At 68.4% G+C, this 10,279-nt stretch carries 14 protein-coding genes; 13 read left to right on the plus strand and 1 reads right to left on the minus strand.

Annotated features, from left to right (window positions below; translation table 11 throughout):
- Positions 1-154 precede the first annotated feature (154 nt).
- The 13 genes from VNN10_07535 (at position 155) to VNN10_07595 (ending at position 9,034) form a co-directional block, all read left to right on the plus strand.
- Positions 155-379: a hypothetical protein gene (locus tag VNN10_07535; GenBank protein ID HXH21866.1), complete on the plus strand. Its 225-nt coding sequence runs from the start codon at positions 155-157 to the stop codon at positions 377-379.
- Positions 380-500: 121 nt separating this feature from the next.
- Positions 501-719 carry a hypothetical protein gene (locus VNN10_07540; protein HXH21867.1) on the plus strand — a complete coding sequence of 73 codons (219 nt, stop codon included), beginning with the start codon at positions 501-503 and terminating at the stop codon, positions 717-719.
- Positions 720-812: 93 nt separating this feature from the next.
- Positions 813-1,070: a hypothetical protein gene (locus VNN10_07545; GenBank protein HXH21868.1), complete on the plus strand. Its 258-nt coding sequence runs from the start codon at positions 813-815 to the stop codon at positions 1,068-1,070.
- The gene (locus VNN10_07550) at positions 1,061-2,656 is read left to right on the plus strand and encodes an AAA family ATPase (protein ID HXH21869.1); all 1,596 of its coding nucleotides are present in this window, start codon (positions 1,061-1,063) and stop codon (positions 2,654-2,656) included. Before VNN10_07545 ends, VNN10_07550 begins: the two co-directional genes overlap by 10 nt.
- A 102-nt stretch (positions 2,657-2,758) precedes the next feature.
- A complete protein-coding gene (locus tag VNN10_07555; GenBank protein HXH21870.1) occupies positions 2,759-4,138 on the plus strand; it encodes a sigma-70 family RNA polymerase sigma factor in 1,380 nt (459 codons plus the stop codon).
- 37 nt (positions 4,139-4,175) lie between these two features.
- A complete protein-coding gene (locus tag VNN10_07560) occupies positions 4,176-5,252 on the plus strand; it encodes a DUF3150 domain-containing protein (protein ID HXH21871.1) in 1,077 nt (358 codons plus the stop codon).
- Between the two features lie 183 nt (positions 5,253-5,435).
- The gene (locus VNN10_07565) at positions 5,436-5,858 is read left to right on the plus strand and encodes a DUF1257 domain-containing protein (protein HXH21872.1); all 423 of its coding nucleotides are present in this window, start codon (positions 5,436-5,438) and stop codon (positions 5,856-5,858) included.
- Between the two features lie 8 nt (positions 5,859-5,866).
- A complete protein-coding gene (locus VNN10_07570) occupies positions 5,867-6,061 on the plus strand; it encodes a DUF2997 domain-containing protein (GenBank protein HXH21873.1) in 195 nt (64 codons plus the stop codon).
- A gap of 5 nt (positions 6,062-6,066) precedes the next feature.
- Positions 6,067-6,336 carry a hypothetical protein gene (locus VNN10_07575; GenBank protein HXH21874.1) on the plus strand — a complete coding sequence of 90 codons (270 nt, stop codon included), beginning with the start codon at positions 6,067-6,069 and terminating at the stop codon, positions 6,334-6,336.
- 182 nt (positions 6,337-6,518) lie between these two features.
- Positions 6,519-6,845, plus strand: a complete 327-nt coding sequence (locus tag VNN10_07580) for a hypothetical protein (GenBank protein ID HXH21875.1) — start codon at positions 6,519-6,521, stop codon at positions 6,843-6,845.
- Positions 6,842-7,396: a thermonuclease family protein gene (locus tag VNN10_07585; protein HXH21876.1), complete on the plus strand. Its 555-nt coding sequence runs from the start codon at positions 6,842-6,844 to the stop codon at positions 7,394-7,396. The genes VNN10_07580 and VNN10_07585 overlap by 4 nt, the downstream gene beginning before the upstream one ends.
- Before the next feature lie 182 nt (positions 7,397-7,578).
- On the plus strand, positions 7,579-7,725 hold the full coding sequence (locus VNN10_07590; protein HXH21877.1) for a hypothetical protein: 147 nt from the start codon (positions 7,579-7,581) through the stop codon (positions 7,723-7,725).
- A gap of 232 nt (positions 7,726-7,957) precedes the next feature.
- On the plus strand, positions 7,958-9,034 hold the full coding sequence (locus VNN10_07595) for a hypothetical protein (protein HXH21878.1): 1,077 nt from the start codon (positions 7,958-7,960) through the stop codon (positions 9,032-9,034).
- 97 nt (positions 9,035-9,131) lie between these two features.
- Here the strand turns inward: VNN10_07595 and VNN10_07600 are convergent.
- Positions 9,132-10,279 (minus strand): zinc-ribbon domain-containing protein (locus VNN10_07600; protein ID HXH21879.1); only part of this gene is annotated, 1,148 nt, incomplete at its 5' end.

A 10,279-nucleotide genomic window follows, 5' to 3' on the forward strand; every position in this document is an offset into this window, starting at 1 on the left:
TGCCGTCCTCGGTGGTGGGCGCCATCGAACATCGCTTCATGCCCTGCTCGAATCCGTATCATGCCCGCCGAACGCGGCTCCACGGGGCTCCGAGGGCCATCGGTGCTCTTGGTCGCTGCGTTCATGAATGAAGCGGGCTAGCGGAGCACTAGCGATGACCCGCCTGAGCAGCGACGAGCTTCGCGACGGCCACGTCTTCAATGGGTTCGACTACAACATCCAGGTCTGGGTCGTCGAGGGGATCATCCGCAGCTGCGGTCACCCCGCCTGGATGCGCGCCGGGGTGCCCTGCTGCAGCGCCTACCGCTATGCCGGCCAGCCGATCTCCGAGGTGCCCGGTGCCGAGACCTTCCCACCGGAGATGACCCAGCGGGCATGATCTTCTACGAGCAGACGCATCGCTACGCCGCGGGCGACTCGCCAGTCTGCTCCTGACCAGCCCAGAAACCACACCCTGCCGCAGTTCTGCCCGTCCCGCGCAGCGCCTCGGAGGTTGTCTGATGCGCGTCCGCGTCGAGATTCCAGAACCCACGATCAAGTCCCGCTCGCGCAACGTCAACCGGGCCGTCCGCGCCGTCCTCACGGTCCGGGGGATGAAGCGGGCCCTGGCCGAAGCCATGAACGCCCAGGTCCAGGCCATCGCCGCACTGAATGGCAGCCAGAAAGGTGAGGCCGAGCGCATCCTCCGCGAGATGGGCGTGGGACTGCTCCGCGTCTGAGCCGGCCATCCGGCTGACCCCATAGCCTCACATCGCGCCGATCCCCGACCCGCCAATCTGGCCGGTGCGCGCGGTCCAGGAGACCGCCCAGCCATGGACAAGAAGCCCGTGATCCTGACCACCCTTCGCCAGTACCTGCGTCGGCTCCAGGCGCTCGAGCGCGCCCACTGCGACAACGGCACGGCGCCGATCGCCGACTTCCCGTGCCTCATGCCGATCATCGACGAGACCCGCGACGTCATCCGGCTCGTCGTGCGCCGGCGCGCGCTCACGCCGCTCCGCCCTTCGCAACGCCGCCGCTCAAACCCGGGCCGCACCCGACGCGACAGGAGCCTTCCGGAATGCCCATGACGCCCTTCGCCACCACGCTGTCCGACTACATCAAAGCGGGCTACCCCGCGATCGCCGTCACCACGCACGAGGAGGAGCGGCTCCTTCGGGACCTCCAGACGCTGAAGGACATCGGCTGGTCCTTCGCCTCGTGGAGCGCCGTGCGCGGGTGGCGCGATCCCGAGGGGAAGGCCATCCAGGGAACCACCGCTGGCGCAACCGCGCCGACCGCCGTGCTCGAGATCCAGAAGCTCCAGAAGCGGACGGTGGCGGTCTTCTTCGACCTCCAGGCGCACTTCATCACCGAGCCGGACACGGTCCGCGCGATCCGGGACGCGCTCGAGATCGCCAAGTCCTCGTTTCGGCCGATGCTGCTGTGCTCGCCCTACAGCACCCTGCCGCTCGAGCTGGAGAAGGACGTCGCGCTGCTCGACTACGCGCTGCCGACCTCCGCGCAGCTCCGGGACCTCATCCCCGAGCTTCTCAAGAGCATCAAGCAGGCGGCCGCCCGGGCGGCCGGCACCCAGCGGCCCTATCCGACGGAGCTCGAGGACGGCGTGATCGAGGCGATGATCAACGCCGCCCGGGGCCTCACCTGGAACGAGGCCGAAAGCGCCTTCTCCCTGGCCATGATGACCGCCCAGCCCGGCGCGATGGCGGCCGTCATCCAGCGCGAGAAGACCTCGCTCGTGCGCAAGCAGGGACTGCTCGAGCTGATGGAGCCGCGCGTCACGCTCGATGCCGTCGGGGGCCTCGATCCCCTCAAGGAATGGCTGCTCGAGCAGGGCGCGCTGATCAAGTACGCCGCCGAGGCCCTCGCCTGGGGCTTCGTCCCCGAGGACCTGCCGAAGGGCGCGCTCCTGACGGGCCTGCCCGGCACCGGCAAGAGCCTCATCGCGCGCGCCGCGGCCGCGACCTGGGGCCTGCCGCTCCTCCGCCTGGACATGTCGCGGATCCTGGGTTCCCTCGTCGGCCAGTCCGAGACCCGGATGCGCGACGCGCTGCGCCTGGCCGAGGCCATGGCCCCGTGCGTCCTGCACGTGGACGAGATCGAGAAGGCCTTGGCGGGGGCGGGCACGGACACCTCCGGCGTCAGTACGCGCATCATGGGCCAGCTGCTCACCTGGCTCCAGGAGCGCGGGGTTGGCCCGGACGGCCTGCCCTCGCCGGTCTACGTCATCGCCACCGCCAACAACCCCGACTCCTTGCCGGCGCCGCTCCTGCGCCCGGGCCGCTTCGACGGCCGGTGGTTCGTCGACCTCCCGCAGAGCTTCGAGCGGCGCGTGGTCGCCGAGATCCATCTCGCCAAGCGGCGGCAGTCCGTCGTCCAGGCCGACCTCGACGAGCTGGTCGAGCAGACGGCCGACTACAGCCCGGCCGAGATCGAGCAGGTGATCAAGACCGGCTGTGCGGCGGCCTTCCGTGAGCGCCGAAGCCTGATAGCCAAGGATCTCTTCGACGCGGTCAAGCGGGTCATGCCCCTGTCGAAATCGCGGAAGGAGGACCTGGAGAAGATGCGCGAGGAGGCCCGTCGGACCGGGGCCCTGTTCGCCAACGCTCCGGAGATGGGCTTCGGAGCCTCTCGGCGCCTCCTGGACATCGGCTGATCCCCCTCCTTCACGGCGTCGGCTCACGGAACCGGTACTCGTGAGCCGACTTCCCGCGCCTCGCCCGAGGCGCCTGCTTCGTACCCTCGACAGGCCTGAGCGATGACTTCCGACGACTCCGATCGTCCGCTCGTCGGGCAAGAAGACGACGACCCCGTCGCCGCGGGCGCCCCGGCCAACGGCCGCGACCAGGGCCGCACCCGGGACGCCGATCTGGTCGCGCTCTATCTCAACGACGTCGGGCGAGTCGCGCTCTTGACGCACGAACGCGAGCGAGAGCTCGTGGCCAGGCTCCGCGCTACGCGTGCGGCCTTCGTAGCCGTCGCGACCCAGTTCCCCGCCATCCAGGAAGCGATCCTCGACGCCCTGGAGCCTCTGCTCCATGGCCGGACGGCGAAGAGCCCGGCCGTGGCCGGCGAGCTGATCGATCGCGCGCAGCTGTTCCGGATCCTCGATCGCCTACACCGGACGGCCGGTTGCCGCCGCGGAGAGGCCCCACGTCCGCTGACCAGGAAACTCATCTGCGCCGTCCGTCCGTTGCTCCAGCCCCTACCGATACGTGGCGACTTCCTACTCGGCATCCTGACCTCCCTCACCGCGACTGCGGAGGCGATCGCCCGCACCCGCGTGGAGCTCGACACTGCCCGCGACGCAGCCAGCCGCAATGCGCTCGGCAGCCGCCTGGAGACGCTCTGCCGAAGTACCGGCCTGGGGCCGGCGGCGTTCGCCCGGGTCTGGACGCAGCTCACTGAGGCGAGCGCTCGCTACCGAGAGCAGCGCGACGCGATGATCGGCGCCAACCTGCGCCTCGTCGTGTCCATCGCCAAGCGGTACCGTGGTCCGCAGCGGCAATTGCTCGACCTCATCCAGCAGGGCAACCTGGGCCTCCTGCGAGCGGTGGAGCGCTTCGACCCGTCGCTGGGCTACCGATTCAGCACGTACGCGACGTTCTGGATCCGCCAGGCGATCACCCGCGCGCTCGCGGAGACGAGCGCGACCATCCGCCTCCCGGTCCATCTCGTCCAGGCCCAACATGCCCTGGCCAGAGCCGAGCGACAGCTTCGCAACGGCTCACCCGAGCCCGTACCCGTCCCGCAGCTCGCGGCGGCGACGAAGCTCAGCCCTGCCACCGTGCGCGCCGCGCTCGCCGCGCCGCAGGAGCCGCTCTCCCTCGACGCCCCGCTCAACGAGGACGACAACCACCTGCTCGACTGTCTCAGCGACGGGTCGGCCACCGCCCCGCTGGCGTTGGCCGAGAGCAGTCACGACCGCATCCGCCTCACCGACGCGCTCGAGCGCCTCCATCCGCGCCTGCGGGCCGTTCTGCACTTGCGGTTCGGGCTCGACGGGCACGAGCCTCACACGCTCCGGGAGGCAAGCGACCGGCTCGGCGTGACACGCGAGCGCGTCCGCCAGCTGGAGAAGACCGCGCTCAAGCGCCTCAGACGCATCCTGCGCAGCCCTCGCCACGGCCGGCCCTGATCGGGCACGGCGGCGGCTTCCTCGGGAGGTCACCCGCATGACCACAGGCTCCGCCCCTTCCGCCACCGACATCCTCGGCAGCGGCCTCATCGTCCAGTTGAAGATCAAGCTCTGGACGGCCACGGCCGAGCTCGAAACCAACGACATCGGGATGAAGCCGGAGGAGCTGGCCGAGCACTTCCAGCTCGGGCGAAAGCTCCTCGTCCCCAAGGGCGCTCTCGACATCGTCCGGCAGGTCGCCCGGCGCGCCAAGTACACCCTCGAGCAGCTGAGTCATCCGCTGCCGGACGGCGGCCGCTTCCTGCTCGCGCAGACGACTCCTGAGGTCCTCGCCGCCCTCCAGAAGCATCGCCAGGAGTTCTTCGACGCGGTAGACCGGTTCATCGCCGACTACCCGGCCGCGCGGGCGGGCATGGAGCCCCAGTGGCGGGCGGCCGCGCAGACGGCCTGGGTCAAGGTGGGTCATCCGGACACCGAGGAGGCCTTCCGGCAGGACTTCCTCGCCAGGGTGGCGCAGCTCTATCCCAGCGAGGAGCAGCTGCGCCGAAAGTTCGACTTCTTCTGGTTGAGCTACCAGTTGAGCCTCAGCGGACTCCGCGAGGTGAGCGCCGCGCGTGTAGCGGCTGAGGAAGAGCAGCGGCGCCAGGCCGACGAGGCCTACCGCCACGAGGTGCAGCAGCGACTGGCCGAGACACTCGACCGGAGCATCCAAGAACTCCACGCCCAGATCGCCCACACCTTCGAGCGCGTCCTCGAGCACGTGAAATCCGGCCGTCCCCTCCGCGACGGCAGCCTCGGCCGTCTCCGGCAGAGCATCGAGCGCTTCCGGAAGCTCAACGTCTTCGGCGACAGCACACTCGAGCAGACGATTGCTCGCTTCGAGCAGACCTGCCTGCACGACCTTGACACCGCGACGGTGTCGACGCGCCCTGACCTCCGCCAGGTCTTCCAGCAGGGCCTCGAATCGGTCCTGGCGGCCGCGACGGCGGGAGGCGAGGTCAACGTGCTCACCGGGCGCCTGCGCCGGCAGTTCGATCTCGGCGACGAAGATCCACTCACGGTGGAGACGGACACAGGCGACGAGGAGAGAGCGGCCGCGGCTGCGTCACCGTGAGCACGCGAGCTCAGAAAGCGGCCAACAATGACATCCAAGGCTGTGGCGGCTCCGAGCGGTCATCGTCGAACACCCGTGGGACTTCCACGACGTGCCGATCGCGAAGTGCGAACCCGTCGCCCTCGAACTCGCCCCGCACCGGCCAGTGAGGTTGGGAACCGTGGCGCAGGAGGCGCCTACTCCATGAGCGAATACGTCATCATCGCGACCGTGTTCACCGACGCCGGCCACCTGGTCGAGGCGCTGGTCGACCTCGGCTTCCCTCCGGATACGATCGAGGTCCACGACGGCCCCGTCACGCTCTACGGCTACCGCGGCGACGCGCGTCCCGAGCGGGCGGAGATCGTCATCCGTCGCGAGTACGTCGGCCGGGGCTCGAACGACATCGGGTTCGCGCGCCAGCCCGACGGAGTCTTCCGCGCGATCATCTCCGAGTACGATCAGCGCACTCCGGGCGCGCGCGGTCCCTACAACCAGGCCTTCCTCGGGCGCCTGGCACAGGCCTACTCGCTCCGCACGATCCAGCACCACTACCGCGCCCGCGGCTACCAGATCCACGTCCAGCGGCACTCGGACGGGACGATCCAGGTCGTCGCCGAGCGTTGAGGTTGACCATGCTCAGGCTCGTGTTCACCATCGACTCAGCGGGCAAGGTGGCGCTTACGGTAGAAGGCGTCCCGGGCCCGGCCTGCCACACGCTCACGCGCGAGGCCGAGGAGCTGCTGGGCCCGGCCACGCACCGCGAGCGCACGCGCGAGTACTACCAGCAGGCCCGCGCCCCAGTCCCACGGCAGACCCAGTCCAGCTGACCGCCATGTTCGATGCCTTCACGTTGTGGCCCAACGGCACCGTCATCGGCCTCTACACCGACGCGATCGACCTCCGCGCGCTGGGCCACGTCCGCGCCGAACGTGCCAGCGCCGTCCATTGGGATGAGGCTGCGCAAGCTTGGCGCGCGCGCATCCTCGCGACCGGTGAGGTACTGGGTCCCTTCCGGCGCCGCGACGAGGCGGTGGATGCCGAGCGTCGCGTCCTCGCTGCCCGGCTCCGGGCGCTTGCCCGGGCGCCCGAGGGAATGGCCTGACGACGGATCGATGCTCCTCGGTGGTCCCTCGGGTTTGCACGTGAGATCACCGCAGAGCTGCGCAGTGACCGACTTTCGTGGTCCTGAGGCGGGGCGGCGCCGCCGACATTTCGGGGTACGCGGCCGCGCGCCGCTCACGCCTAGCTGCGCCGGACCGAAGAGGAATCAAGCCAGCATTTAGCATGACCGACGCGCAGATCTTCCGGCTCCTCGACCAGATCGCCGCGGGCCTCGAGCGCGAGGCTCAGCTGAGCGACGAGGAGCGCGAAGCCAAGCGCGAGGAGATCCTGGCCTGGTTCCGCCCTCTCCATGCGCGGCTCCAGGCGGCCTACCTCGAGCGTCCATGCCCGATCCCCTGGACCCTGGTCCTCCAGGACGGCGCCGACGTGCCGCCCCCGCCTGAGCCGCATGAGTGCCCGGACTGCTTCAACGCGGTCTACGCCGCTTGGAAGCAGGCGCGCGGTCGCGCCACGATCCTGTCGCCGCCGAAGGACGGCGGCGCCCCATGATGTCGCGAGGCGCCGCCGGCAGCGCCCTCTCGCTCCTCCTTCTCGTCCTCGCCACCATCGAAGCCACGACGCCGGCGCGGAGCGCGGCCGAGGGCCGCCACGTCGCCGCCCAGGTCGTCCACGTGAGCGACGGCGACACTCTCGTGGCGCGCCTCGCGACGCTTGGGCCTGGCCTGAAGAAATACGAGGTGGTACGCCTGGTCGGGATCGACTGCCCAGAAACAGGCCAGGCGCCGTGGGGATCACGCGCCACAGCCCGCCTGGCCGCGCTTGTACTTCGGCGAGCCGTCATTCTTGAGCTTGCGATCCAATCCCGCGACGGCCATGGCCGCCTGCTCGCCGGGGTCTTCCTGACCGGCGGCAAGACACTGGTGCAGGAGCTGCTGGTGCGCGAAGGCTTCTGCCGAACGCTCGTCATGCCGCCGAACGTCGAATACGTCGAGCGGCTCCGCGCCGCGAAGGCCGAAGCCCAGCGCGCCGAGCGGGGCATATGGGCGCGAACCGGTGGCCTCACGGAGAGCCCGGCGGACTACCGCCGGCGTCATCGGTAGGGTGTGCGCCCTGAATTCAGGGCCATACGCTTCTGTGCCGGCTGCTGGCAGTGGTCCCACTCTGGGTGCTGTAATGGCTTCTTGGGAGAAGGCGGGGACGCCGGGTTCCAGCTGTTGGCCGATCTCGGAGGCCACTGCCGATCGCATCAGCGAGTGAACTCTCGTGCCCCAGGGAGAAGCCGTTGAATACCGAAGACGCCGTTTGTCAGATATGCGGCCGGCCAGTCCTGCCCGGTGAGACCGTAGTCAAGGTCGCACACGACGTCATGCACGTCGCCTGTCTTCCCAGCACCAAGCGCAGGACCGAGGAGCACGGCAGCGCGTCGTAGTCAGGATTGTACCGGGTTCCTCTGACAAGGACTTCGACGGCCGAAGCCGTAGGCCTTCTCCCGCGCCTCGGTGCCGACGTAGTCGATCCCCACATCTTCGAGCGACGGCCATGCGTTCGCCGCCGTCGCCCCTCGAGATCACATGGCGCAACTGCCTTCCGGCCTCGCCAGACCGGCGGTGACCTCCGCTGGTGCTGGGCTCCGGCTCCGCCAGCTGCTCAGCCTGCCCGACGTGCCGTTCGCCGCTCTGGCCGCGCCGTGTGGTGACGGCCAGTTATTTGCAGCCCTCACGGCGGGCTCGAGCGCGATCCGATACGGCATCGAGCCCCGTCGCCCGGCCGCCAACCAGGCAGCCCTGCACTGCTCACGGATCCTGGTCTGCGACCTCGAGGATGCGCGTGTCTCCCATGACGAGGTGAGCCTGCTCGTCACCTCCCCGGCGGTACGGCGCGGCACTCTCACCCCCGCCCTCCACGCCGCCGGCGCCGGCGGAGCCGCGCGCCTCCGCATCTTGCTCCCGTGGCTCCGTCCAGGCGGGATCCTGCTGGCGCTCCTCGCGCCGGACGAGCTGACGCCCTCGACGATCAAGCTCCTGAGCGCACGCTGCGAGGCCGTCACTCCATATCGGCTGTCCTCGGGCGTGACGAGCGCGCTCGTCATCCTCGGTCGGAAGAAGACGGAGCCCGGCTTTGACCCAGCCGTGCGCGACGCCCTCGCCGCAGCTCGTGCCGGCCGAGCGCAGATTCTGCCCGCCCAGTCGTCCGCGACCTACACGGTTCCCGCAGGACGCCCGCTGCCGATGTTCCGGTCCGTCATCCTCGATCACGAGACCCTCGAGGCCGAGGTCCGCCGTTCACCCGTCTGGTCGGCATTCTGGCAGGCCCAGGTCGCTGGTCGCGGCCGGCGCCAGGTACGACCACCGCTCCCGCTCCACAAGGGCCACCTCGGCCTCTTGCTCGCCGCCGGCGAGTGTGACGGCATCGTAGGCGAGGGCGCGGATCGCCACCTCGTTCGTGGCATCGTCCGGAAGCGCTCGATTGTCCTCAGCGACTATGACAACGGCGAACAGACCACGCGGACGCGTGACGTCTTTCGTGTGGTGGTGAAGCTACTCTTTCCCGACAGTACGCTTCGTGTCATCGGTGATCAGACGCCACCCGCTAGCGTCGAGGCCGACCTTAGCAACACCGTAGAGAGTCCCGAAGACCTACCCGATGTCTCTGTCCCCACTCCTGAATCCGTCGAGGACGGTGTCGAGATCAACACCCTCACCGGTCGTCGGCGGCGGTCCTTCGATCTCCAGGTCTAACGGCTTGGGGGCAGGCGCCGACTCTCTGCCGCGCCGCCCCTTCCTTGATCTGGCCGGCCACCCCCGGCACCGAGCAGGCCGGAGGCGTCCTTGGAGCTCACTTGACGAGGTTGTTAACAGCCACGGGCCTGGCGCCAAGCTCTTGAAAGGCTTTCGCGAGAATATCGGCGAGCACTCGAAGGCCCCTTGGGCGGACGCCATCCGCCCAGAACTCGTTCGTGTACGTCAGTCCACTCGAACTTTCCCTCTCGATGACCTTGATCGCTCCCGGGACCTCTTCATACTGCTGGTGGTATCCCCAGTTTGGATCGGAGTCTGGAGCGACGGTCTCCGGCAGTTGTCTCAGGACCGCCTCGGAGAGATCGGCCCGAAGATGCGGGCAGAAGCGATAGCGGAACAGGTTCGTCGCCAACTCGTGCCGGATTCTGTCCTTATCGAAGCGCCACCTCACCTTTCCGCCGAAGACGCTAGCCTTCTCCCACTTCCCGTAACAGAACCAGTTCGCCCACTCGGCCCAATCCATGCGGGCTTGCTTGCAGCCCCACGGGTTCAGCCGATTCTCATCCTTCCCGAAGCAGTATTCCGCTGGCCGATACGCTGTGGCGCGCTGTGCAGCACACCAAGCGAAGCCAAAGACCTCATCCCACGGCCTTTCCTCTCCGTCGATATAGAGGCGGCGGTTACGAATCCCGCTTAGGGACTCAACGAGAAGCAAGGCGTCGCTTAGGCTTCCGGAGGGGTACACCGCCAAGTACCACGTCTTCTTGCTCTTCTGGCAGCTCTGAAAACCTCCCGATGCCTTGGCTAGCTCCAGGGCCTTCGGGAATCCCGCCGCCGTTGATTCGGCGAACTCAATCGCGAGCCCCTTGCTTGGAATGGCCATCTCGATCTGACCTGCCTCGTCTTCCCTGGTGAGACTAGAGCCGCACTTCGGGCAAAAGTGCGCCTCGGCATCCGCGGCCGTCCCGCACGACGGACAAACCTTCCCTTGCTTCGTCAACGAAGCCAGTACTTCTGCACGCAGTCTTTCGAACTGATCAGGATAGATGCCAACTGCCTTGCAGAAGTCGCTGGCAAGGGCAACCTCAGCCTCGCTCAAGTCGTCGTCCGCATAAGCCACGCGCAGCATCAGCTCCAGGTTCCTCACTTGGTCGGCAAACGTTCCTACCGGCGTTAGCTTGTGATTACCCTGCTCCACCAATCGGATCGCAGCGTTGAAATCGCTCTTCTTGGCTTTGAGTTCGG

This window comes from Dehalococcoidia bacterium, assembly GCA_035574915.1.
GTDB lineage: Bacteria > Chloroflexota > Dehalococcoidia > DSTF01 > WHTK01 > DATLYJ01.

Coding starts and splice junctions, on each gene's coding strand:
- VNN10_07580 (HXH21875.1), top strand. CDS start 6,519: ATGACCGACGCGCAGATCTTCCGGCTCCTCGACCAGATCGCCGCGGGC.
- VNN10_07575 (HXH21874.1), top strand. CDS start 6,067: ATGTTCGATGCCTTCACGTTGTGGCCCAACGGCACCGTCATCGGCCTC.
- VNN10_07540 (HXH21867.1), top strand. CDS start 501: ATGCGCGTCCGCGTCGAGATTCCAGAACCCACGATCAAGTCCCGCTCG.
- VNN10_07545 (HXH21868.1), top strand. CDS start 813: ATGGACAAGAAGCCCGTGATCCTGACCACCCTTCGCCAGTACCTGCGT.
- VNN10_07560 (HXH21871.1), top strand. CDS start 4,176: ATGACCACAGGCTCCGCCCCTTCCGCCACCGACATCCTCGGCAGCGGC.
- VNN10_07550 (HXH21869.1), top strand. CDS start 1,061: ATGCCCATGACGCCCTTCGCCACCACGCTGTCCGACTACATCAAAGCG.
- VNN10_07555 (HXH21870.1), top strand. CDS start 2,759: ATGACTTCCGACGACTCCGATCGTCCGCTCGTCGGGCAAGAAGACGAC.
- VNN10_07565 (HXH21872.1), top strand. CDS start 5,436: ATGAGCGAATACGTCATCATCGCGACCGTGTTCACCGACGCCGGCCAC.
- VNN10_07535 (HXH21866.1), top strand. CDS start 155: ATGACCCGCCTGAGCAGCGACGAGCTTCGCGACGGCCACGTCTTCAAT.
- VNN10_07570 (HXH21873.1), top strand. CDS start 5,867: ATGCTCAGGCTCGTGTTCACCATCGACTCAGCGGGCAAGGTGGCGCTT.
- VNN10_07585 (HXH21876.1), top strand. CDS start 6,842: ATGATGTCGCGAGGCGCCGCCGGCAGCGCCCTCTCGCTCCTCCTTCTC.